Origin of the sequence: Rhodanobacter sp. Root627 (genome assembly GCF_001427835.1) — a bacterium.
GTDB classification, from domain to species: domain Bacteria; phylum Pseudomonadota; class Gammaproteobacteria; order Xanthomonadales; family Rhodanobacteraceae; genus Rhodanobacter; species Rhodanobacter ginsenosidimutans.
In genome coordinates this window covers 330,437-352,693 of record NZ_LMGW01000002.1, presented here as the reverse complement: position 1 = coordinate 352,693, position 22,257 = coordinate 330,437, and the positions used below count along the sequence as shown (strand labels likewise).

Genomic DNA, 22,257 nt, shown 5'->3' with positions numbered 1-22,257 from the left:
TCGTGCAGGTCGAGCCGCTAGACTGGTTCTTGATTCGTTATCAAGAGATCGCTGGCATGAGCAGCAAAAACCTCTCCCTGATTGGTGTGCCGACCGACATCGGCGCTGGGCATCGCGGTGCGTCAATGGGCCCGGAGGCGTTGCGGGTGGCGCAGATTGCGGAGAAGTTGACGAAGCTGGGGTTGCAGGTGGTCGATCGCGGCAATCTGCAAGGGCCGTTCAATCCGTGGCTGCCGCCGGTGGATGGGTATCGTCACCTGGCCGAAGTGGTGGCGTGGAATACGGCCGTCCATACGGCTATTTATGAGGAGCTTGCCAACGGCAAGCTGCCGATCATGCTGGGCGGCGATCATTGCCTGGGCATCGGCTCGATCAGCGCCGTGGCGCGTCATTGCCGCGAGCAGGGCAAGTCGCTGCGCGTGCTGTGGCTGGATGCGCACACCGATTTCAATACCGCCCAGGCCACGCCCTCAGGCAATGTCCATGGCATGCCGGTGGCGTGCCTGTGCGGCTACGGGCCGGACGTGCTGACGGGCATCGGCGGCACCACTCCCGCGGTGACGCCCGCCGTGTTTCGCCAGGTTGGCATCCGCTCGGTCGACGAGGGCGAGAAGAAGCTGGTGCGCGAGGCGTGCGTGGCGATCCATGACATGCGCCAGATCGACGAGATCGGCATGCGCCGGGTGATGGAGCAGGCGCTCGATGGCATGGATGAAAACACCCACCTGCACGTAAGCTTCGACGTCGACTTTCTCGATCCCAGCATCGCGCCCGGCGTGGGCACCACCGTGCGCGGCGGGCCCAATTACCGCGAAGCGCAGTTGTGCATGGAGATGATCGCCGACACCGGCGCTCTGGCGTCACTGGACATCGTCGAGTTGAACCCCGCCTACGACAAGCGCAACCAGACGGCAAAAGTGGCGGTGGATCTGGTGGAATCGATGTTCGGCAAGTCCACCCTGCTGCGCGGTTGAGGGTATGTCGTAAACTGGCGTTTTCCCCGCGCGGCACGGCATGAACACACGAGTCCTCACCGGCATCACCACCACCGGCACTCCGCACCTGGGCAACTACGTGGGTGCGATCCGCCCGGCCATCGCGGCCAGCCGCGAGCCGGGCGTGGACGCGTTTTTCTTCATGGCCGATTACCACGCGCTGATCAAGAGCGGCGATGCGGCGCGGATCGAACGCTCGCGGCTGGAGATCGCCGCCACCTGGCTGGCGGCGGGGCTGGACCCGGAAAAAGCCACGTTCTACCGGCAGTCGGACATCCCCGAGATTCCCGAGCTGACCTGGTTCCTCACCTGCATCACCAGCAAGGGCATGCTCAACCGCGCGCACGCGTACAAGGCGGCGGTGGATCGCAATGCGGAAACCGGCGAGGACGCCGATGCGGGCATCACCGCCGGGCTGTACATGTACCCGGTGCTGATGGCGGCCGACATCCTGGCGTTCGACGCCAACCAGGTGCCGGTGGGGCGCGACCAGATCCAGCACATCGAGATGGCGCGCGACATCGCACAGCGCTTCAACCATCTCCACGGCGGCGAGTTCTTCGTGCTGCCGCAGGTACAGATCGACGAGCAGGTGGCCACCTTGCCCGGCCTCGACGGCCGCAAGATGTCCAAGAGCTACGACAACACCATTCCGCTGTTCGCCGGTGGTAAGAAGGCTTTGCGCGACACCATCATGCGCATCGTCACTGACTCGCGCGCGCCGGGCGAGCCGAAGGATGCGGACGGCAGCGCGTTGTTCACCCTGTTTCGCGCGTTCGCCAATGAGTCCGAAACGGTCGCTTATCGCCAGGCGCTGGAAGCAGGGCTGGGCTGGGGCGAGGCCAAGCAGGTGTTGTACGAACGGATCGAAACCGACGTGGCGCCGATGCGTGAGCGCTACGAGGCGCTGATGGCCGATCCGGCCGGCATCGAAACGATCCTGTTGCGTGGTGCCGCCAAGGCGCGCGCCATCGCCACCCCCAAGCTGGCGGCGTTGCGCGAAGCGTTGGGCTTGCGTTCCAGCGCCGCGTCCGGTGCGTCGAGCACGACGAAGAAAGTTGCCGGGGCGGGCAAGCTGCCGCGCTTCGCCAGTTTCCGCGATGCCGATGGCAAGTTCCGCTTTCGCCTGCTGTCCGCTGATGGCGAGCAGTTGCTGCTGTCGATGGCGTTCGCCGATCCGAAGGCAGCTGGCACCTTGCAGAAGCGCATCGGTAGCCTTGGCGCCACCGGGGCCGTGCTGCAGATGAAGGAGCAGGGCATGACGCTGGACGTGGATGGCGAGGCGGTGGCCGAAACCCCCGATTACGCCGACGCATCCGCCCGCGATGAAGCGCTGCTGCGCTTGCGCGAGGCGCTCGGCCAACTGGCCACCAAGGCATGACATACCGCATGGTGCGGTGGAGTATCTGATCGATGCGTTATCTGGCCCTGATGCTGCTTGCGCCCCCCTTGCTGATCCTGTGCTGGGGTTACTGGGCATATCCGAAAAGCCTGCCGCGATCGGCGGGCCGGCGCACGTTCGACGTGGCGGCCTTGCTGCTGGCACTGGTTACTGCGGTGCAGTGTGCGTTGCTCGGTTTCGATCACGCGGCGTTGCCGTCGGTGGACGGGTTCGGCCGCGCCAGCGGTGCCATCTGGCAACAGGTGCTGCCCGCGCTGTATGGCTACGGCGCGTTCGCCGCGGTGTTGGCGGTGGCGATGGTCTGGCGTCATCTGTGTTGGGGGCGTCGCCGCTGATCCTGCCGTGACAGTCATCGTGCATCGCGCATGACTTGTGGCCGTCGAGACGCTCAAACGCTTTGGGCATGCTGTGCATCTACCGGTGAGCACGTCCCCGCTGCGCCATCGTCCTTCGCGTAATCCAGCGCCTTCTTCCGGAATCCCCGACATGCGTCTTGCATGCCTGTTCGCCATGGCCATTTCCGCCGTATCCGCGCCTGTTCTGGCGGTGGATGTCGACGGCCGCATCGATGCAACCGAATGGGAGGGCGCGCAGCACATCACTGATTTCCGCAAGGTGCAGCCGCTGACCGGTGAACCCGCCGCGTTGCGTACCGAAGCGTGGCTGCTGGCCACGCCCGAAGGGCTGGCGGTGGCGTTTCGTTGCGACCAGCCGCCCGGCGTGCCGCGCACCCCGCAGCGCGTGCAGCGCGATTTCGAGGATCAGGTCGACCGGGTCAACCTGATGGTGGATTTCGACGGCACCGGCCGTACCGGCTACAACTTCGTGGTCAGCTCCACCGGCGGCATCAACGATGCCGTCATCACCAACGAGAGCGACTTCAACAAGGACTGGGACAGCAACTGGCAACACGCCGTCAGCGAGGATGCCGCCGGCTGGACGGTGGAGATGCTGATTCCGTGGTACATCGCGCCGATGCATGCCAGCCGCGACGGCAAGCGCACGCTGGGCATCTATCTCGACCGCGTCACCGGCTCCAGCGGCGAGCGCGACGCGTGGCCCACGGCCAGCTTCAAGCGGCCGCGGTTCCTGTCGGAGTTCCAGCGCGTGGAGGTGCCGGCGTACAGCCAGTCGCTGCTGGCAGTGACGCCGTATGTGTCCGGCCTGTACGACAACGTGCGCGGTCGCAGCCACTTCCAGGAAGGCGCCGACATCCTGTGGAAGCCTAGCGGGCAGTTCCAGCTCACCGCCGCGTTGAACCCGGATTTCGGCCAGGTGGAAAGCGACGACCTGGTGGTGAATTTCGGCGCCACCGAAACCTATGTCAGGGACAAGCGGCCGTTTTTCACCGAGAACCAGGGCATTTTCGATTTCAGCCTGCTGGACGACAACAGCCAGCTGATCTACACCCGCCGCGTCGGCGCGCTGGCCGACGATGGCCACGGCGCGGCCGACATCAACGCGGCGGTCAAGCTCAACGGCAGCGTGGGCGGCACCAGTTACGGCGTGATCGCGGCGGACGAGGACGGTGAGGCCGGCCGTTTCTTCGGCGCCGCCCGCGTCACCCATGATTTCGGCACGCAAAGCCTGGGCGCGATGCTGACCAGCGTCGACCGCCCCTGGCTGGACCGGCACGCCACCGTGGTCGGCGTCGACCACCACTGGCAACCCACGGCGCGGCTCACCGTGGCCACCAACGCGGTGGCCAGCGACATCCTGCAGCACGGCACCCACACCCGCGGCAGCGGCGGCACCGTGCTTGCCGACTACGAGATGGGCGACGGTTGGCGCCAGCAGTGGCTGGGCATGCATTTCGGCGATCAGCTGCAGGTCAACGACTTCGGCTACCTGGAGCGCAACAATTTCAACTACGGCCACTGGGAAGTGCGCAAACGCAATACCAGCCTGTCGCCCGATTCGGCCTACAGCTCGCACGACTGGCACTTCCGTATCGACGGACTGGACAACGACCACGGCCTGCGCCTGCGCCGCCAGTTGCGCATCAGCCGCTCCAGCAACCTGCGCAACGGCGCCACCGAGGATGTGCAACTCAACCTCAACACGGCCGCCTGGGATGATCTGCTGACGCGCGGCCATGGCGCGGTTTTCCTGCCGCCCTCGCTGGCACTGGCCTACGACCGCAGCAGCCCACGCCACGGCGACTGGGCGTTCGAGCTGGAGGCGGAAGTGGTCAGCGGTGGGCTCAGTGGCAACCGGCGGCTCGGCTACGACATCGAGTTCATTCCCACTTATTTCATCAGCGACGCCTTCAGCATTTACGCCGGGCCGTATTTCGAGCACACGCCGGACTGGCTGGTATGGCAGCGCGACAACCTGATCGGCAGCTTCGACCAGCACACGCTGCAGCTCAACGCGGGTTTCGACTGGAGTATCGACGACCGCCAGGAGCTGCGCCTGAAACTGCAGGCGATCGGTCTGGATGCGCGGCTGCGCGATGCGTATCGCGTGAGTGGCGACGGCCGTGCCGTGGCCAGCGCCGAGGACGTCGATGATTTCAGCGTGCGCAACCTGGGCTTGCAGATCCGCTATCGCTACGAGCTGGCGCCGCTGTCGTACCTGTACGTGGTCTACGGCCGCGGCGGCTACGCGCAGGATGAGGATTACCCGTACCGCACCGGCGGCGTCTTCGGCAACACCTTCTCGCTGCGCGACGACGAGCAACTGCTGGTGAAGCTGAGCTATCGCTTCGACATCTGAGGCCGCACCACATCCGGCAATGCGAGAATGGCCGGCATGATCCCCCTCAAATACCTCCAGGCCTATCCCGTCGCGTTGCAGGACAAGGTGCGTGAGCTGATCGCGCAGCAGCGCCTGGGCGAGCACCTGGCGCGGCGCTACCCCGACCGGCACGACGTGCAGAGCGACAAGGCGTTGTATGCCTACACGGCGGCATTGAAGCAGCAACATTTGAGGAACGCTCCCGGCATCGACAAGGTGCTGTACGACAGCAAGCTCGACGTGGTGCAGCGGGCGCTGGGCCTGCACACGGCGATCTCGCGCGTGCAGGGCGGCAAGCTCAAGGCGAAAAAGGAGATCCGCGTGGCCAGCGTGTTCAAGGCCGCCGCGCCGGAGTTCCTCAACATGATCGTGGTGCACGAGCTGGCGCACCTGAAAGAGCATGACCACAACAAGGCGTTCTACCAGTTGTGCACCTACATGCTGCCGGACTATCACCAACTCGAGCTGGACTTGCGCATCTACCTCACCTGGCGCGAGCTGCCCGGGTCGGGCGGCGAACGCTGAGCTTTCCCCTGTGATTGCCCTTCGACTCCGCTGCGCTACGCTCAGGGAGAACGGCTGCGGAATCCTTACCCACCGAACGGAACGACGATGGAAAGTGCGGCGCTGCAAAAATACCTGTTGCGGTTGTTCGAGAAGCACGGCGTGGAGCTGGAGGCGGACGAGGATGGCTGGCTGGTCACCGACGACGATTTCCCCGCGATCCGCGCCGAATGGCATGAAGGCGTCGCCGGCGAACCGGGTCGGCTGGACGTGGACGTGGTGCTGAGCGAGGAGCGCCGCATCGAGGAAAGTTTCGCGGGCTTCGGTGGCGGTGAGGCTGGTTGCCGCGACGCGCTGCAAGGGTTCGAACGCGATGCGTTCCATGTACTGCTGGCCGCCTGCTGGTACGTCACCGACAGCCGCCGTATGCAGATCACCTCCTGGGAGATGGGTGTTCGCACTTGGGATGTGTTCATCGGCCCGTTCACGCTGCGCGGCGTGGACATCACCGACATGGAGATGCTCGACCAGGTGCCCGCCGCGATGGAGGCCGCGCTGCACAACGAGGCGTTGAAGCCCGAGCTGCACTGGTTGCGGCTGGCCTATCGCCGCACGGGGGATGGCGAGGTGCGCTGCGAGGCCCTGCTCGACAACGAGCCGTGGACCGCCGGCACGCAAGCGCTGGCCGCGCTGGCGTGGCCAGCCGGCGAGCTTGCCTATACCGCCCGCAGCTTCATCGTGCTGGACGTGCGCGACTATTGATTGCGCGATTTCTGTAGGAAAGAAAAACCCGGGCATCGTGGGATGCCCGGGTTTCAACGTCGCAATAGCCGGCCCGATCAGTTCGGTTGTGCCAGATCGTCCAGCAGTGCCTTCAGGAAACGCGCGGCTTCACCGCCGGTGGCGGCGCGGTGGTCGAAGGTCAGGCTGATCGGCAGGCGGCGGTGTACTTCGATGCCGCCGATCACTGCGACCACGTCGTGGCTGAGTTTGCCGGCGCCGACGATGGCGACGGTCGGCGGCACCACTACCGGGGTGGCATAGCGGCCGGCGAACATGCCGAAGTTGCTGAGGCTGATGGTGTGACCGGACAGTTCCGACGAGGGGATCGAGCGATCCTCCACCTGCGCCCGCAGGCGCTTGATCGCGGCGCGCACGCCGGCGGCGTCCAGCACGTCGGCATTGCGCAGCGCAGGCACGAACAGGCCGTCGTCGGTGTCCACCGCGATGCCGATGTCCACGTGCGGGTGCTGGGTGCGGCTGAGGTTTTTGCCGTCGAACCAGGCGTTGAGCGCGGGCACGCTCTTGCAGGCGGCCACGATGGCGCGGATCAGGCGCGCGGTGATGTCCTGCTTGCCGATCCATGCGTGCAGGTCGGCGTCGTCGACCAGGGTGGTGGGCACGACCTGGGCATGGGCGTCGGCCATCACGCGGGCCATGTTGCGGCGCACGCCCTTCAGTTGTTCGGGCTGGCCGCTGGCCTGCTGCGAGGGCGGTGCGGTGCGTACGGATTTGCCGGCGAGCGAGACGGGGCCGCGCTGGTCTTCCCTTCTCCCTTCGGGAGAAGGTGCCTGAAGGGCGGATAAGGGTTCGGGCGAAGCGTAGCGCCGCGCTCCGGCCGTACCCTCTCCCCCAGCCCCTCTCCCGGAGGGAGAGGGGAGCAGGGGCGCGCTGCCGTTGGCGGCCGCTTCCTTCACGTCCTTCAGCGTGACTACGCCGTCGGCGCCGCTGGGTGCCACGCGGGTCAGGTCGACCTTCAGCTTTTTCGCCAGCGCGCGCACGGCCGGTACGGCTTTCACGCCGCCGACCGAAGCGGCCTGTTCCACATGCACGGTGTTGCCGCTGACCATGGCGCCGACCACGGTGCCTTCGTCCTCGCGATCCACGCCTTTCACCGCGACTTCGCCGCCTTCATCGGAGGCCACGACTTTCCGGGAATTGTCCGGCGCGGGGCTGCCCACGCTCTTGCGCGGGCCGTGGTGGTGGCCGGTGGATTCGGCTTCGGCGCGCTGCTTGGCGTTGGGGTCCGGTTCGAACTCGGCCAATGCGGCGCCGGTCTCGATCACGTCGCCGGGGGCGCCGTGCAATTTGGTGACCTTGCCGGTGTACGGCGAGGGCACGTCGACGATCGCCTTGGCGGTTTCCATCGAGCACAGCGGCGCATCCAGCTTGATGCTGTCGCCCACTTTCACGTGCCACTCGACCACGGTGGCATCGGGCAGGCCTTCACCGAGGTCGGGCAGGTAGAACGTCTTGAGATCAGCCATTTGATTTCATCCGGGAATGGGGAATCGGGAATGGGGAATCGGAAGAGCGGGCTGGCAGCGCGATTTTGCTTTGCCTATTCCCCATTCTCTATTCCCGATTCCCGGCGGTCAGCTCAGCTGACCGCCAATGTACGCTTCACTGCCGCGGTGATGCGCTCCACGCTGGGCATGTATTTCATTTCCAGGCGGAACAGCGGGATGTGGGTGTCGTAGCCGGTGACGCGCTCGACCGGGGCCAGCAGGTCGTAGAAGCATTCCTCGGACAGGCGCGCGGCGATCTCGGCGCCGAAGCCGGCGGTTTTCGGTGCCTCGTGCACGATCACGCAGCGGCCGGTTTTCTGCACCGATTCGGCGATGGTGTCGAAATCCAGCGGGGTCAGCGTGGCCACGTCGATCACCTCGGCGCTGATACCCTCGGCCGCCAGTTCATCGGCGGTTTCCAGGCATTCCTTCACCTGCGAGCCCCAGGTCACCAGGGTCACGTCGGTGCCGTCGCGCAGCACGAAGCACACGTCCAGCGGCAACGCCTCGCCGTCGTCGGGCACCTCTTCCTTGTACTGGCGGTAGATGCGCTTGGGCTCGAAGAAGATCACCGGATCGGGATCGCGGATCGCCGCCAGCAACAGGCCATAGGCGCGTGCGGGCGAGGAGGGCAGCACCACGCGTAGGCCGGGAATATTGGTGAACAGGTGTTCGTTGGCCTCGGAGTGATGCTCCGGCGCGCGGATGCCGCCGCCCCATGGCGCGCGGAATACCGCCGGCACGGTGATGCGCCCGCGGGTGCGGCTGCGCATGCGTGCGGCGTGGCAGGCGATCTGCTCCATCATCGGGTAGATGAAGCCTTCGAACTGCGCTTCGGCCACGGCTTTCATGCCTTGCGCGGCCAGGCCCACGGTGACGCCGGCGATGGTGGCTTCGTCCAGCGGCGTGTCCAGCACGCGCAGTTCGCCGAATTTTTCCTGCAGGCCCTGGGTGGCGCGGAACACGCCGCCGTTGACGCCCACGTCCTCGCCCAGCACCACGACGCTGTCGTCGTGGGCCATCTCGTAGGCCAGTGCCTGGGTGACTGCTTCGACCAGTGTGATCTGTGCCATCTCAGTGCCCCTTCTGTTCGAGCGAAAGGACATAGTCGCGCTGCCTGGCCAGGTCGGCGGGCACCTCGGCGAAGATGTAGTCGAACATCGCCGTCACCGGCTGGGTGCGGGTTTCCAGGTAGGCGTTCACTTCGTTGTCCATCCACTCATCGCATTCGGCTTTCCAGGCTTCCTCTTTCGCGTCGTCCCACACGCCCTTGGCGGTCAGCCAGTTGCGCAGGCGCTTCATCGGATCCTTGGTCCAGGCTTCCTTCACTTCATCCTCGCCGCGGTAGCGGCGGGCGTCGTCCGCGGTGGTGTGGTCGCCCAGCCGGTAGGTGACCAGCTCGACCACGCTGGCGCCTTCGCCCTTGCGGGCGCGGTCCAGCGCGTCGCCCATCGCCTTGCGCACGGCGATGATGTCGTTGCCGTCGACCTGGATGCAGTCGAGGCCCGCGGCGATGCCTTTCTGCGCCAGCGTGGAGGCGCCGGACTGGATCCGGCGCGGTACCGAGATCGCCCACTGGTTGTTCACGATCACCGCCACCATCGGCAGGTTCTGCGCGCCGGCGATGTTGATGGCGCCGTAGAAATCGCCCTTCGACGAACCGCCATCACCCACCGTGCAGACGGCGACGCGCGGCTCCTTGCGGATCTTGAAGGCCAGCGCGGAGCCGGCCGCGTGCAGGCACTGGGTGGCGATAGGCACCGACCAGGCGAAATCGTGGCGGGCGGGCTCGCGCTGGTAATCGTTGCCGCGCTCATCGCCACCCCAATACATGTAGACCTCGCGCGGCTGCACGCCGCGGTACAGCTGGGCGCCGTATTCGCGATAGCTCAAGGTCAGCACGTCTTCGGGCTTCATGGCGCTGCCGACGCCTACGTGCGCCGCTTCATGGCCCAGGCAGCTGGCGTAGGTGCCCAGCTTGCCGGTGCGCTGCAGCGCCACCGACTTGGCGTCGAACACGCGGGTGGACAGCATGGTCTTGTACAGCCCGACCATGTGTTCGAGGTCATTGGCGAACGCGGGCAGGTCGTCCCGGATCTGCTTGCCCTCGGCATCGAGGTATTGCAGGTATTCAATTTCAAACTTGGCGGCGATAGTCACGACTCGCTCCGAGGTGGGGAATCTAGGGGGAACAAAGGCGGTGGATGGCGCCATGGCGGCTGAAAAATCATCCCGGCGCACGAAACCGACCAGACAAGACCGCGCTTGATAACAGGCCCGTTCGTGGGGCGGCAAGGTACAGCGCAACATCGGTCACTGTATGAAAATCGTGTAAGCCTCTGTTGTGTGGAGGTTTTCAGGCGCTTCCTCAGGGCGCGGAACGAACATTGTAATTGCCCGCCCGGATCGATACGTCTGCCATAGGTCAAGACCGCGCCGCCGGGCAGCCGTTACCATGGCCGCTTTGTGACGCATGGAACCGGCATGAGCGACAACCAGCGTGAGCTTGAGGAGGGCATCCAGACCGATCTCGACGGGCGGATGACGTACGGCGGTTACCTCCAGCTGGACACGCTGTTGTCGGCGCAGCGGCCGTTGAGCGATCCGCCTTATCACGACGAGATGTTGTTCATCGTGCAGCACCACGTGGCGGAGCTGTGGATGAAGCTCATGATCCACGAGATGAAGGCGGCGGTGGATCACCTGCAGCATGACCAGATCGATGCCTGCCTCAAGGTGCTGGCCCGGGTGAAGCAGATCCAGCGCCAGCTGTTCGAGCAGTGGGCGGTGCTGGAGACGTTGACGCCGTCGGAGTACCTGGAGTTCCGCCACGCCCTGGGCCCGTCGTCGGGCTTCCAGTCGCTGCAATACCGACAGATCGAATTCCTGCTGGGCAACAAGCAGCCGGCGATGCTGGCCGTGTTTGCCCACGATCCGGTGGCCCAGGCCGCGCTTCGCGAGATCCTGGAGGCGCCGAGCCTGTACGACGAATTCCTGCGCTACCTGTCGCGTCGCGGCCATGCCGTGCCGGCGAACCTGCTGCAGCGCGACTGGGCCCAGCCGTACCAGCGCAGCGAGGCGCTGCTGCCGGCGATCAAGCGCATCTACGAGCATCGCGCCGATTTCTGGCCCGAATACCACATGTGCGAGCAACTGGTGGATGTGGAGGAAAGCTTCCAGCTGTGGCGTTTCCGCCACATGAAGACGGTGGAACGCATCATCGGCCATCGCCGCGGCACCGGCGGTTCATCCGGCGTGGGTTTCCTGAAAAAAGCGCTGGAGCTGGAGTTCTTCCCCGAGCTGCTGGACGTGCGCACCATTCTTGGCACGTAAAGCCTTACCCCGCGACCACGCGTTGTGGGGCTTTCCGGATGGCCGTAGCCACGGCTAGTCGCTTGCGCCCTTCAGCGCGCCTGCTTGTTGAGAGGTGGCTTCATGCCCGCGCCCACGAACGACGCCGTCAAAATGTGACGTTCCTAGTCACAATCTGCCGGCTCATTGATTCCTGTGCTGCCCGCGCTTGTTAAGAAACTGCCTGCGGGAGGCGTGCGCACGTCCGACGCGTGCCCGGTCGCACCCTTGCGTCCGATCAGTGGCCGGACCAACCCTCAAGCGGGCCGCCCCGAATCGGCCGGGGTTGGACAGTCATGGCCTGGAGGACTTTGAGGATGACGAAGCAGGGCATGGTTCCGGGCGGTCCGGTCCTGTTACTGCTCGGCATGGCTCGTGCTTAACGCCTAGGGCTTAACGCTTAACGCCTTTGAAATATATGAACCCGGTCACACTTCGTGATAGTGTGGCTGTTCGCTTGCGGTGGGGTTGGGCTGACGGAAGGACTGCGTCGGCGAGGGAGGTGTGACATGAATCGACTGTTCCGGCAAAGGGCGGTGCGCTGGCAACTGCTGCTCGTCCTGGTTGAGTTCGTGCTGCTGGTAGCCTGTATTTACGCTGCGGCGATGGTGCGTTTTGGGGGGGGCAACACGCACGCTCCATATGAGGAAGTGCTGCCCTGGCGCGCTCCGCTGGTGGCGATGGTGCTGATTCTCGCCATGGGGTCGCTCGGCTTGTACCAGGTCCACTTGCGCGCAAGCTGGTTGGGGCGACTCAGCAGGCAAGGCGTTGCGTTCATATTGGGCGGGGTGACGCTGACCGTACTTTATTACTCGGTACCTCCTGCCTATCTTGGCCGTGGGGTTCTGGCGGTTGCGCTGTTGTTCGGTTACATCGCCGTGGCGGTATGGCGCGTGCTGTTTCTGGGTTTCGTGGACGCCGACTTGTTCAAGCGGCGCGTCATTGTGCTTGGTGCCGGCGATCGCGTCGCGGAAATGATCCGCATGATGCGGCGCAAGTCAGACCAGCGTGGCTTCAAGATCCTGGGGTGCGTGCCCATCGGGGATGATCCGGTATCCGTGCCGGCCCCTCTGCTCTCCCACCCCGATGAAGCCCTGTTTGAATGGGCGATGAGGCTCGGGGTCGATGAGATTGTCGTGGGGCCGGACGACCGCCGTGGCACTTTGCCGGTTGCTGCCCTTCTGGAGTGCAAGCGGCGGGGCATCGCCGTGACCGAACTTGCCGAGTTTTTTGAACGCGAGGCGGGCAAGATCAAGATGGATCTCACCAGCCCGTCGTGGCTGGTATTTTCCGATGGCTTCAACATAACGGCCAGCCGGCGGGTGACCAAACGCGCCTTCGATGTGGCCGTGGCGTTCCTGGTGTTGATCGTGGCATGGCCGTTCATGCTGTTGACGGTTCTCGCGATCCGGCTGGAATCCGGTCGCGGAGCGCCGATCATCTATCGCCAGGAGCGAGTCGGCGAAAATGGCAAACCGTTTCAAGTGCTCAAGTTTCGCAGCATGGGCACCGATGCTGAACGGGACGGTGTCGCGCGCTGGGCCACCAAGCATGACGCGCGCGTAACGCGCGTCGGGCGATTCATTCGCAAAGTACGTCTGGACGAACTTCCGCAGCTCTGGAACGTGTTGCGTGGCGACATGAGCATCATCGGCCCACGCCCCGAGCGACCCCAGTTCGTGGACGACTTCAATGTGCGCATCGGCTATTACTGGCTGCGCCACTGCGTCAAGCCCGGGCTGACCGGCTGGGCGCAGCTGCGTTACAACTATGGGTCCTCCCTGGAGGATGCCGAGGAAAAGCTGAAGTTCGACCTGTTCTACGTGAAAAACCAGAATCTGGTGTTCGATCTGACCATTCTCGTCCAGACGGTGGAAGTGGTGCTGTTCGGACGCGGCGCCCGCTGAAATCCAAGGAGAAGAACAAGTGAAATCGCTACCACTGGACCGCGTTTTCCGGTCGATCATGCTGGGCATTTTTGTGCTGATGGCAGGTTGCAGTACGGCACCGGTCGCCAACGATCAGGCCTCTGCGGCACCGCAGCCGGTGGAGCGCTACATCATCGGCCCGGGTGATTCGCTGGAAATCTTCGTGCGCGACAACCCCACCCTGACCACCACCGTGCCGGTGCGTCCGGATGGGCGTGTGTCGATCCCGCTGGTGCAGACCATAGTGGCGGCCGGCAAGACACCGGAGGCGCTGGCAGGCGATCTGGAGAAGGATCTGAGCCGCTACATCCGCGCTCCGTTGGTGACGGTCATCGTCAAGAGTTTCGTGGGTGCGTACAGCCAGCAGGTGCGGGTGGTCGGTCAGGCCGCCACGCCCAAGGCTGTTCCCTATCGCAGTGGCATGAGCGTTCTCGACGTGATGATCGAGGTGGGTGGCCTGACCAAATTTGCCGCCGGCAATAGCGCCAAGATTATCCGCCACCTGCCTGACGGCAGCGAGCAGAGCATTCCGGTGCGACTCGGCGCGCTGATGGGTGGCGAGATCAAGGACAACGTCGTCATGCGGCCCGGAGACATCCTGATCATCCCCCAGTCCCTGTTTTGAAGCGACCAGGCGGGCCCATGACCACGGCCGGCTCCACCGGGAAAAACAAGTAATGCAGACCGAATCATTCGATTTACAGGAGCTGTTCCAGTATGTACTGCAGGAGGCTCGCGCTGCATGGCGCTATCGCTGGCGTGCGCTGGTTGTCGCGTGGTGCGTGATGGTCGTGGGGGCGCTGCTGGTTTTCAGCCTGGCCAACAAATATGAGTCAAGCGCGCAGGTGTATGCCGACACGGATGCATTGACGAGCCCATTGCTGCACGGGGTGGCGGTGCAGCCTGACGTTCGTGCCCGGTTGCAGGTTGTCACCCATACCTTGCTGTCGCGGCCCAACCTCGAGACCGTGGCCGACAAGACCGGCTTGTCTCTGCGTGCATCCACACCGGCGGACAAGGCAGCCCTGTTGCTCAAGTTGGGCAAGGACGTCCAGATCAGGGACGCCGGTACGTCGAATCTCTACGACCTCACCTACAGCGACTCCGACCGGGAAATGTCGCAGAAGGTTGTGCAGGCGTTCCTGCAGATACTGATGAGTGAAACCGTGGGCGCCAACAGCGCCTCCACGGCGACCGCGCAGAATTTTCTGGCGCAGCAGGTTGAGGATTACGGCAAGCGCCTGAGCGAAGCGGAGACGAAGCTCGCGGATTTCCAGAAAGCAAACCTCGGCTACATTCCCAGCCAGGGTGGCAGTACGTATTTCACGCGGTTGCAAGCGGCCGAGGCGCAATTGCAGGCCCTGCAGGCGCAGTACGACACGGCCGTAGCCGGCCGCGTAACGACCCAGCAGCAGATGCGCGCGATGGCTACGGGATCCACCTCCGCGGGAGTCGATCCACGCACGCAAGAAATCGACAGCCAGATTGCGACGTATCAGCAGAAGCTCAATACGCTGCTGCTGAGCTACACCGATGAATATCCCGACGTGACCGCGACGCGCCGTATGATCGAGCAACTGAAGGCGCGCCGTGCTTCGTTGCAGAAAAATGTCGCGAGCGGCTCGATGATGGGTGTGGTTTCGGACAATCCTGTATACCAGGAAATGCAGAAGTCCATGTACACCACCCAGGTCAACATCCAGACGCTGGCCACCCAGATCGGGCTGCAGAAACAGCAGATCGCCCAGCTCAAGGGTGCGGCGGACAAGATCACCGATGTGCAGGCGACCTTGCAGCAATTGACGCGCAACTACGACGTCACCAAGAAACAATACGACCAACTGCTGGAACGACTGAACACGGCGCAGCTGTCCCAGGATGCTACACAAAGCGGCAACAACCTGAAGTTCCGCGTGATCAGCCCGCCACTTGTCCCGTTGCTGCCGGTAAGCCCGAACCGCGGATTGCTGTTGCTCGTGGTATTCGTTTTCGCGGTGGGTATGGGCGGCGGGTTTGCCTACCTTCTGCACAAGATCACACCGGTGTTCCTGAGCATCAGGGATTTGCAGTCCTTCGGCGATTACCCGGTGCTAGGCGGCCTCAGCCTGATTGTGTCGCGATTGCGACGCCGGGAGCAGCGCCGGGAAGCATTCAGTTTCTTTGCTGGTGCAGGCTTGTTGCCGATGGCGCTGATGCTTGCGTTCGCGTTTGACGGGACTCTTTCGCGCCTGGTGCAGCACTTTCTCGTAATGGGTGTCGTATGAGCATTGTTGAAAAAGCCGCCGAAAAGCTCAAGGCGATGCCGCCGGAATCGCCGGCATCGCCACCGGCCGAGCCGCCGTCCACCCACGCGGCGCCGGCACATGCAGCGCCACCACGCGCGGTGTCGACCGTCGAGCGGTTGCAGCAGCGGACACAGGTGGTCGATCAGCCGGCGGAGGCAGTGCCGTCGTTGCATGTGGACCCCACTGCACTGAAGCAGATGGGGTTGCTCCCGGCAGACGAGGAGGCGGAGCGTCGGCTTGCAGACGAATTGCGCGGCGTAAAACGGCCGTTGCTTGCCAATGCGACAGAGAAGGGGGTGGAGACGCTCGCCCGCGGCAAGCGCATCGTGGTGACCAGCGCGGAGTCGGGTGAGGGCAAGACCTTCACCGCCGTGAACCTCGCGCTGAGCCTGGCGCGCGAGGCCGATTTCGAAGTGCTGCTGGTGGACGGCGATATACCGAAATCCGACATCACGCGCATTTTCGGAATCAGCGGCAAACCCGGCCTGATGGATGTGCTGGCTGACGACAAGCTCTCTCCTGCCGATGTCATCATCCGTACCGATGTGCCGAATCTGCTGGTGGTGCCGGCAGGCGAACGTCATCTGCTTGCCGCGGAGCTGTTCCGCAGTCGGCGCATGGAATATGTGCTGGAAGAGTTTGGTGGCCGCAATCGGCGGCGCCTGCTGGTATTCGATTCTTCGCCGCTATTGGCCACGTCGGAATCGCAGGTGCTCGCTTCGCACATGGGCCAGGTTGTCATGGTGGTGGCAGCCGGCCGCACGGGGCGACAGGTGGTTGCATCTGCATTGCGGCGGATTAGCGACCTCCCGTACGTCGGTCTGGTTCTCAACATGAGTTCCTCGCCCGCAGGTGAGAATGACTACAACAGTCACAGTGACTATCTCAGGGCGCTCAAAGGGGGTGCGTGAGATGCGTGCGCTGGCGACCTCCGCCGTCTTGTCGTCGTTTGTCCTGGGTGGATGGTTGACTGCCGCCGCGGCACAGGGCGTGGACGTCGGTGCATCCAATGGGGGGGATTCGGGCCCGGACGCGCAAGCTGTCGGGGACGTGCCAGTGGGAGTCATCCCGCAACCGAGCGCTGCTTCGCCGGGCATGGTCATGGGCGTCACTCTGGGCGAACTCTATACGGACAACCTGACGCTGGCGCCCACGGGTGAACCGAAGCAATCGAGCTGGATCACTCAAGTGCAACCTTTTTTCAGGGGCGCGACAAGTGGTCCGCGTTTTTCCGGCGCACTCGATTACGAGATGACGGGGTATGTGTACGCAGGGCGGTCGAGCTCCAATCAGCTTGCGCATGACCTCGATGCCAACGGGACACTTGCGATCGTTCCACAGCATCTTTTTGTCGATGGCATGGCGTCGTACGGGCGCGAGGTCATCAACAACGAGTTGTCATCGGGGGCGGGCACGTTTTTTCTGGACAACAATCGTGCGAATGTCGCGACGGGTTCGCTCAGCCCTTATTGGGTCCAGGATTTCGGCAAGGGTGGCATGATGCTGCTGCGTTACACTTGGGGCCGCGTCCTGTATGACGACCATGGTATTTCTGGACGGAATGCCGGCATGCTCAACGGGATTACCGACAGCACCAGCAATGCATTGCAGTTCAGCCTGACGAGTCCTGAATACCAGACCTGGGGTTGGAACATAGGCTATTCGGACCAGCGCATCGAGCCGGATGTCGGTCAGGACATCGAATACGGCGTTGCCAAGCTGGGCACCTCATGGCAAATCAGCAGCACCGTCAGGCTGCTGGCGGAAGGTGGCAAGGAAAGCCGATTTTTGCCCGACGGCACATCGCGGAAGCTTGGTGCGACGTTCTGGAATGCCGGGTTCGAGTGGTCGAATACCCGGGACAATCTGAAAATGCTTGTCGGGCACCGCTTCTATGGCCGCAGTTACGACTTTTCCTGGTCGCACACGGCAGCCTTGCTGACAACATCCGTGAGTTATGTAGAGCAACCAACCGATCTCAGCCAGCAGTTGCTGGGTCGGAGCCCGACACAAGCCATATCTTTGCCTGTCAATATTCCTGTCGTTGGGTCACTGAGAAACCGTCAGGTTTATCTCATGAAACGCGCCACGGCATCGGCCACCTACACCATGCCGACGGGCAACCTGCGGTTGGCGCTTTACAACGAGCGGCGCACCTATTTCACCCTGAATGATCTCGATGAAAAGGTCACGAACGGCGACCTAAGCTGGCAATTCGATATAGGCCCATTCACCACGCTTACCCCCATGTTGGGATGGCAGCGGCATCACTTCCAGAATGGCCAGACAAGCTACAATCATTATTCCCAACTGGCGCTCGTGCACCAGGTGAATCCAAAGAATTTCGGCAGTTTCCGGTTGCGCAAAGACTCGCGCAACGTTTATTCCGAAGTGCCGGGCGCACATGGTTACCGGGCAAGCGCGTTCTTCGTGCAGTGGACCCATTTGCTCTGAGATCCGTATGTATCAGGCGTTTTACAAACTCCACAACAAGCCGTTCCAGTTGACGCCGGACCCGACCATGCTTTTTCCGAGCAAGGGTCACAAGCGCGCCATGTCCTACCTGCTCTACGGGCTGGAACAGGGCGAAGGCTTTGTGATGATCACCGGTGCGGTCGGCACCGGCAAAACGTTGCTTATCCAGAAGCTGTTCCAGGAACTGGCCCATCGCAACATCGCGATAGCTGGCATCGCCTCGGCCAATCTCGATGGTGAAGACATCCTGCCGGCCGTGGCTTCAGCGTTCCAGTTGCCCTACGAGGGGCGCGGCAAGGAGGCCTTGCTGCAGGATGTGAGGCAACACCTGATCACGTTGCGCGAGCGTCATTCGCACGCACTGTTGGTGGTGGACGAAGCGCAAACGCTCACCCCCGCGGCGCTGGAAATGCTGCGCATCTTGTCGAATCTTGAAGTCAACGGGCGCGCGCTGTTGCAGGTTTTTCTCATTGGCCAGGCTGAGTTGCAGCGTACTATCGTGGACAACCACATGGAGCAGTTGCGCCAGCGCATCATCGCCTCCCACAAGCTTGAGCCGATGGGTGCCGAGGAATGCCGCGAGTACATCCTGCATCGCCTGCGTGCCGTCGGCTGGAACAACGACCCGGAGCTGTCACCCGAAATCTTCGCGCGGGTCCACCACGCCGGCCGCGGCATTCCGCGCAAGGTCAACCTCATCATGGACCGTCTGCTTTTGCACGGTTACCTGGAGGAGCTGCATAGCCTGAACCAGGCGGCGATCACGGTTGTGCTCGACGAGATCAGTGAAGAGATGGCCGATGTGCCGCAGACGCTGGAAGCGCCGATGGTCCCTACATACAGGGAACCAGGCTTTTCCGCTGCGCCCTCCGAGCGGCAAGCGGAGCTTGTCGAGCTCGATCTCAGGCAACGCAACAACATCATGCTGCAGCTGATCCATGAAAACATCCAGCTCAGAAAATCGCTGAAGACAATGCCGGTGCCCACCGCCGCTGACGAGGAGCCGGTTGCCGGGCCACGACAAGGGCGTTTCAGGCGGAAGCGCAAATGAATGCCGCGTCACACCCCGTCGATTCCGTCGTCAACGCCATGACGGTGGACGTGGAGGACTATTTCCAGGTTTCTGCATTCGAAAAGTGCATCCGGCGCGAGGACTGGCCGCAGTGGCCTGTGCGCGTGGAAGACAATACCCGGCGCGTGCTGGAGCTGTTCGGACGGAACGATGTGCACGCCACCTTCTTCGTGCTCGGCTGGGTGGCGGAACGATTTCCCGCCCTGGTGCGCGACATCAGCGCGGCGGGCCACGAGGTGGCAAGTCATGGCTATGGTCACGAGCGCGTGACCACGATGACGCGAGAGGAGTTTCGCCACAGCATCGTGCACTCCAGGAAGCTGCTCGAGGATCTGACGGGCACGGCGGTGCTCGGCTACCGTGCGCCGAGTTATTCGATTGTTCCTGGCACGCTCTGGGCCCATGAGGAACTGCGTGAAGCCGGTTACCGCTACAGCTCCAGTATCGTGCCGCTTCATCACGATCTTTACGGGATGCCGGATGCGCCGAGGTTTGCCTTTGTCGCCGAGCCGTCGGGGTTGCTGGAAATCCCGGTGACCACGGTGCAGCGATGGGGACGCAACTGGCCCTGCGGTGGCGGTGGCTATTTTCGCCTGTTGCCATACGCGCTGTTCAAGCGCGGCCTGCACCGCGTCAATCGGCACGAGCAGTCCTCCGGCGTGTTCTATTTCCATCCATGGGAAATCGATCCGCAGCAGCCGCGAGTTCCCGGCGTGACGCTCAAGAATCGGGTGCGGCATTACTTGAATCTGCAGCGCACGGTGCCCCGACTCGAGCAATTGATGCGTGATTTCCGCTTCGATCGCATGGATCGGATATTTCTCGCCGATGGGCATGCCGACTATCCTTCGGTGGCGCTGCAGGCCGCCGAACTCTGCGCGAACTGAGGGGAAACAGGGATATGCTTGACCACGCGGACGCCGGTCGTTCTGCCGACACTTGCGCCATCAAGCGTCTGGAAGGTCGTGACCATGCGCGCTGGGACGCCTTTGTGAACGACGCGCCGCAGGCCACGTTTTTTCATCGCGCGGCCTGGCGCGACATCATCGAGCAGGAACTCGGCCATCGCTGCCATTACCTGTACGCAGAGCGGAACGGGGTGATCACCGGTGTATTGCCGCTCGCCGAAATACGCAGCCGACTATTCGGCCACTCGTTGATTTCGACGCCGCTGTGCGTTTACGGCGGCATCGTGGCGGGTGACGCGGACAGTGAAAAACGACTCACTGAAGCGGCGAGCGCGCTGGCCGAAGAGTTGCGTGTGGACTATCTCGAGTTGCGGGACCGCGAGTTGCGCCATGCGGACTGGCCGGTCAAGGAGTTGTATGTCAGCTTCCGCAAGACGATTGATCCGGACCATGAAAAGAACTTGAAGGCGATCCCGCGCAAGCAACGCGCCATGGTTCGCAAGGGCATTGCTCTTGGCCTGGAGGCGAAGCACCGCGGCACGGTAGACGACTTCTACTGGATCTACGCCGAGAGCGTGCGCAACCTGGGCACGCCGGTGTTGTCACGCAAGTACTACCGGCGGCTGCAGCAGACATTCGGCGAGAATTGCGAGATCACCATCGTCACTCATCAGGGCCAGCCTGTGGCCGCGGTGATGAGCCTGTATTTCCGCGATGAAGTGCATCCCTATTACGGTGGCAGCGTGGCGCGTGGGCGTGAGCTGGCAGCCAACGATTTCATGTACTGGTCGGTGATGCAGCGTGCGGTGGAGCGCGGTGCACGCTTGTTCGATTTCGGCCGCAGCAAGCTGGATACCGGCTCCTATCACTTCAAGAAGCACTGGGGTTTCGAGCCGCAGCCGCTGCCCTATGCCTACCATCTGGTGCGCGCCGAGGCCGTCCCCAACCTCAGCCCCACCAACAGCAAGTACCGCTTGTTCATCAAGGCCTGGCAGCGGCTGCCGCTGCCGGTCAGTCGCGCGCTGGGCCCGTGGTTGGCCAAGGACCTGGGTTAGCGCATGCGCTCGGTACTTTTCCTCTGCCACCGTCTGCCCTGGCCTCCCAGCAAGGGCGACAAGATCCGCTCGTACCACGTGTTGCGGCGGCTCGCGCAGCACTATCGTGTGTATCTGGGCACGTTCGTGGACGATCCGGCCGACTGGCAGCATCTCGCGCCGGTGGAGGCGTTGTGTGCGGAAGTCTGTGTCCAGCCCTTGACACCATGGCAGACGCGTCGTCGGGCGCTCGCTTCGTTGGCGCGAGGCGAAGCGCTGACCGTTGGGGTTTATCGCGATCGCGTGATGCGCCGCTGGGTTGAAGGGTTGCTGGCCGAGCGCAAGGTGGACATGGCGGTGTGTTATTCATCGGGCGTCGCACCGTTCGTGATGGCGCACCCGCAGCTGCCGCGGATCATGGACTTCGTGGATGTGGACTCCGACAAGTGGCGCCAATACGCCCAGGCCCATCGCGGCCTGAAGCGCATGATTTACCAGCGCGAGGCGCAGCGGCTGGCGCAGTTCGAGCGCACGGTTGCTGCGCAGTTCGACGCCAGCGTGCTCGTGTCGGAATCCGAGGCCGCATTCTTCCGGCAACTGGTGCCGGAGGCGGCCGGCAAGATATACGGCATTCCCAACGGCGTGGACGGCGGATACTGGGATCCCCAACTTGCCCACGCCAGTCCCTACCGGCAGGGCGAGCGCGCCGTGGTGTTTGTCGGCGCCATGGATTACCGCGCCAATGTGCACGCTGCGCAATGGTTTGCGCGCGAGGTGTGGCCAAGTGTGCTGGCGCAGTGTCCGGACGCGCGTTTCTACATCGTGGGCAGCCATCCCACCGCCGCGGTCCACGCGCTGGGTGAAGCCGCCGGCATCACGGTCACGGGGCGGGTGGAAGACGTGCGGCCCTGGCTGGCGCATGCCCATGCCGTGGCGGCACCGTTGCGCATTGCCAGGGGTATCCAGAACAAGGTGCTGGAAGCGCTGGCGATGGGAAAGGTCATCCTGGCGACACCCGAAGCGTGGGAGGGCATCGAGGATTTCGAGGGCCGCCAAGGCTGTGTCAGCGACTCGCCCGAGGTGATGGCCACCGAAGCCCTGCGCTGGCTGGACGCGCCGCAGATCGCGCGCGTACCGGAGGCGCGCGCCATGGTGCTGTCACGCTTCGACTGGGTACGCAACCTGGACACCTATGAAGCTGTATTGAGCAACGCGCAGGCCGGCGCAGCTTCCGTCGATGTTGCGGGCATTGACGCGCTGGAGGCACACCCGTGAA

The 22,257-nt window shown here is 63.5% G+C and carries 19 protein-coding genes; 16 read left to right on the top strand and 3 right to left on the bottom strand.

Features of this window, described 5'->3' with window-relative positions; translation table 11 throughout:
• Positions 1–56: 56 nt before the first annotated feature.
• From rocF to ASD68_RS08905, 6 genes are all read left to right on the top strand, one after another.
• Positions 57–974: an arginase gene (gene rocF / locus ASD68_RS08930; protein ID WP_056081780.1), complete on the top strand. Its 918-nt coding sequence runs from the start codon at positions 57–59 to the stop codon at positions 972–974.
• A 40-nt stretch (positions 975–1,014) separates the two neighbouring features.
• The gene (locus ASD68_RS08925; protein WP_056605878.1) at positions 1,015–2,376 is read left to right on the top strand and encodes a tryptophan--tRNA ligase; all 1,362 of its coding nucleotides are present in this window, start codon (positions 1,015–1,017) and stop codon (positions 2,374–2,376) included.
• Between the two features lie 32 nt (positions 2,377–2,408).
• On the top strand, positions 2,409–2,732 hold the full coding sequence (locus tag ASD68_RS08920; protein ID WP_056081774.1) for a hypothetical protein: 324 nt from the start codon (positions 2,409–2,411) through the stop codon (positions 2,730–2,732).
• 151 nt (positions 2,733–2,883) lie between these two features.
• On the top strand, positions 2,884–5,115 hold the full coding sequence (locus tag ASD68_RS08915) for a DUF5916 domain-containing protein (protein WP_056605876.1): 2,232 nt from the start codon (positions 2,884–2,886) through the stop codon (positions 5,113–5,115).
• A 36-nt stretch (positions 5,116–5,151) separates the two neighbouring features.
• Complete coding sequence (locus ASD68_RS08910; RefSeq protein ID WP_056084018.1) at positions 5,152–5,661, top strand: M48 family metallopeptidase; 510 nt, start codon at positions 5,152–5,154, stop codon at positions 5,659–5,661.
• A gap of 87 nt (positions 5,662–5,748) precedes the next feature.
• Positions 5,749–6,402, top strand: a complete 654-nt coding sequence (locus tag ASD68_RS08905; RefSeq protein ID WP_056605873.1) for a DUF6348 family protein — start codon at positions 5,749–5,751, stop codon at positions 6,400–6,402.
• A gap of 77 nt (positions 6,403–6,479) precedes the next feature.
• On the opposite strand, the gene ASD68_RS08900 is transcribed toward ASD68_RS08905, so the two are convergent.
• The 3 genes from ASD68_RS08900 to pdhA form a co-directional block, all read right to left on the bottom strand.
• Positions 6,480–7,907, bottom strand: coding sequence for a dihydrolipoamide acetyltransferase family protein (locus ASD68_RS08900; protein WP_056605870.1), 1,428 nt, complete (start codon positions 7,905–7,907; stop codon positions 6,480–6,482).
• A 113-nt stretch (positions 7,908–8,020) separates the two neighbouring features.
• A complete protein-coding gene (locus ASD68_RS08895; protein ID WP_056081762.1) occupies positions 8,021–9,001 on the bottom strand; it encodes an alpha-ketoacid dehydrogenase subunit beta in 981 nt (326 codons plus the stop codon).
• 1 nt (position 9,002) lies between these two features.
• Positions 9,003–10,088 (bottom strand): pyruvate dehydrogenase (acetyl-transferring) E1 component subunit alpha, encoded by a 1,086-nt coding sequence (gene pdhA / locus ASD68_RS08890; RefSeq protein ID WP_056081760.1) that lies wholly within the window; start codon positions 10,086–10,088, stop codon positions 9,003–9,005.
• Positions 10,089–10,412: 324 nt separating this feature from the next.
• Here pdhA and ASD68_RS08885 point away from each other — a divergent pair, with 324 nt between their 5' ends.
• The 10 genes from ASD68_RS08885 (at position 10,413) to ASD68_RS08840 (ending at position 22,256) form a co-directional block, all read left to right on the top strand.
• On the top strand, positions 10,413–11,261 hold the full coding sequence (locus ASD68_RS08885; RefSeq protein WP_056605869.1) for a tryptophan 2,3-dioxygenase family protein: 849 nt from the start codon (positions 10,413–10,415) through the stop codon (positions 11,259–11,261).
• A gap of 527 nt (positions 11,262–11,788) precedes the next feature.
• Positions 11,789–13,186: a TIGR03013 family XrtA/PEP-CTERM system glycosyltransferase gene (locus tag ASD68_RS08880; protein WP_056605867.1), complete on the top strand. Its 1,398-nt coding sequence runs from the start codon at positions 11,789–11,791 to the stop codon at positions 13,184–13,186.
• A gap of 19 nt (positions 13,187–13,205) precedes the next feature.
• Entirely contained in the window at positions 13,206–13,832 is a 627-nt protein-coding gene (locus tag ASD68_RS08875) for an XrtA/PEP-CTERM system exopolysaccharide export protein (protein WP_235578698.1), read from the top strand.
• Between the two features lie 52 nt (positions 13,833–13,884).
• The gene (locus tag ASD68_RS08870; RefSeq protein ID WP_056605863.1) at positions 13,885–15,471 is read left to right on the top strand and encodes an XrtA system polysaccharide chain length determinant; all 1,587 of its coding nucleotides are present in this window, start codon (positions 13,885–13,887) and stop codon (positions 15,469–15,471) included.
• Positions 15,468–16,403: an AAA family ATPase gene (locus ASD68_RS08865; RefSeq protein ID WP_056605859.1), complete on the top strand. Its 936-nt coding sequence runs from the start codon at positions 15,468–15,470 to the stop codon at positions 16,401–16,403. The genes ASD68_RS08870 and ASD68_RS08865 overlap by 4 nt, the downstream gene beginning before the upstream one ends.
• 1 nt (position 16,404) lies before the next feature.
• Complete coding sequence (locus ASD68_RS08860) at positions 16,405–17,946, top strand: TIGR03016 family PEP-CTERM system-associated outer membrane protein (protein ID WP_056605857.1); 1,542 nt, start codon at positions 16,405–16,407, stop codon at positions 17,944–17,946.
• Positions 17,897–19,018 carry an AAA family ATPase gene (locus tag ASD68_RS08855; RefSeq protein WP_235578697.1) on the top strand — a complete coding sequence of 374 codons (1,122 nt, stop codon included), beginning with the start codon at positions 17,897–17,899 and terminating at the stop codon, positions 19,016–19,018. The genes ASD68_RS08860 and ASD68_RS08855 overlap by 50 nt, the downstream gene beginning before the upstream one ends.
• Complete coding sequence (locus tag ASD68_RS08850) at positions 19,015–19,926, top strand: XrtA system polysaccharide deacetylase (RefSeq protein ID WP_056605855.1); 912 nt, start codon at positions 19,015–19,017, stop codon at positions 19,924–19,926. The genes ASD68_RS08855 and ASD68_RS08850 overlap by 4 nt, the downstream gene beginning before the upstream one ends.
• Positions 19,927–19,940: 14 nt before the next feature.
• Positions 19,941–21,002, top strand: coding sequence for a FemAB family XrtA/PEP-CTERM system-associated protein (locus ASD68_RS08845; protein ID WP_056605849.1), 1,062 nt, complete (start codon positions 19,941–19,943; stop codon positions 21,000–21,002).
• 3 nt (positions 21,003–21,005) lie between these two features.
• Positions 21,006–22,256, top strand: a complete 1,251-nt coding sequence (locus tag ASD68_RS08840) for a TIGR03087 family PEP-CTERM/XrtA system glycosyltransferase (RefSeq protein ID WP_056605847.1) — start codon at positions 21,006–21,008, stop codon at positions 22,254–22,256.
• Position 22,257: the final 1 nt, after the last annotated feature.

Excerpts from the sequence above, each read along its gene's own strand:
- rocF (WP_056081780.1), top strand. The coding sequence starts at position 57 with ATGAGCAGCAAAAACCTCTCCCTGATTGGTGTGCCGACCGACATCGGC.
- ASD68_RS08925 (WP_056605878.1), top strand. The coding sequence starts at position 1,015 with ATGAACACACGAGTCCTCACCGGCATCACCACCACCGGCACTCCGCAC.
- ASD68_RS08920 (WP_056081774.1), top strand. The coding sequence starts at position 2,409 with ATGCGTTATCTGGCCCTGATGCTGCTTGCGCCCCCCTTGCTGATCCTG.
- ASD68_RS08915 (WP_056605876.1), top strand. The coding sequence starts at position 2,884 with ATGCGTCTTGCATGCCTGTTCGCCATGGCCATTTCCGCCGTATCCGCG.
- ASD68_RS08910 (WP_056084018.1), top strand. The coding sequence starts at position 5,152 with ATGATCCCCCTCAAATACCTCCAGGCCTATCCCGTCGCGTTGCAGGAC.
- ASD68_RS08905 (WP_056605873.1), top strand. The coding sequence starts at position 5,749 with ATGGAAAGTGCGGCGCTGCAAAAATACCTGTTGCGGTTGTTCGAGAAG.
- ASD68_RS08900 (WP_056605870.1), bottom strand. The coding sequence starts at position 7,907 with ATGGCTGATCTCAAGACGTTCTACCTGCCCGACCTCGGTGAAGGCCTG.
- ASD68_RS08895 (WP_056081762.1), bottom strand. The coding sequence starts at position 9,001 with ATGGCACAGATCACACTGGTCGAAGCAGTCACCCAGGCACTGGCCTAC.
- ASD68_RS08885 (WP_056605869.1), top strand. The coding sequence starts at position 10,413 with ATGAGCGACAACCAGCGTGAGCTTGAGGAGGGCATCCAGACCGATCTC.
- ASD68_RS08880 (WP_056605867.1), top strand. The coding sequence starts at position 11,789 with ATGAATCGACTGTTCCGGCAAAGGGCGGTGCGCTGGCAACTGCTGCTC.
- ASD68_RS08870 (WP_056605863.1), top strand. The coding sequence starts at position 13,885 with ATGCAGACCGAATCATTCGATTTACAGGAGCTGTTCCAGTATGTACTG.
- ASD68_RS08865 (WP_056605859.1), top strand. The coding sequence starts at position 15,468 with ATGAGCATTGTTGAAAAAGCCGCCGAAAAGCTCAAGGCGATGCCGCCG.
- ASD68_RS08860 (WP_056605857.1), top strand. The coding sequence starts at position 16,405 with ATGCGTGCGCTGGCGACCTCCGCCGTCTTGTCGTCGTTTGTCCTGGGT.
- ASD68_RS08855 (WP_235578697.1), top strand. The coding sequence starts at position 17,897 with ATGGTTACCGGGCAAGCGCGTTCTTCGTGCAGTGGACCCATTTGCTCT.
- ASD68_RS08850 (WP_056605855.1), top strand. The coding sequence starts at position 19,015 with ATGAATGCCGCGTCACACCCCGTCGATTCCGTCGTCAACGCCATGACG.
- ASD68_RS08845 (WP_056605849.1), top strand. The coding sequence starts at position 19,941 with ATGCTTGACCACGCGGACGCCGGTCGTTCTGCCGACACTTGCGCCATC.
- ASD68_RS08840 (WP_056605847.1), top strand. The coding sequence starts at position 21,006 with ATGCGCTCGGTACTTTTCCTCTGCCACCGTCTGCCCTGGCCTCCCAGC.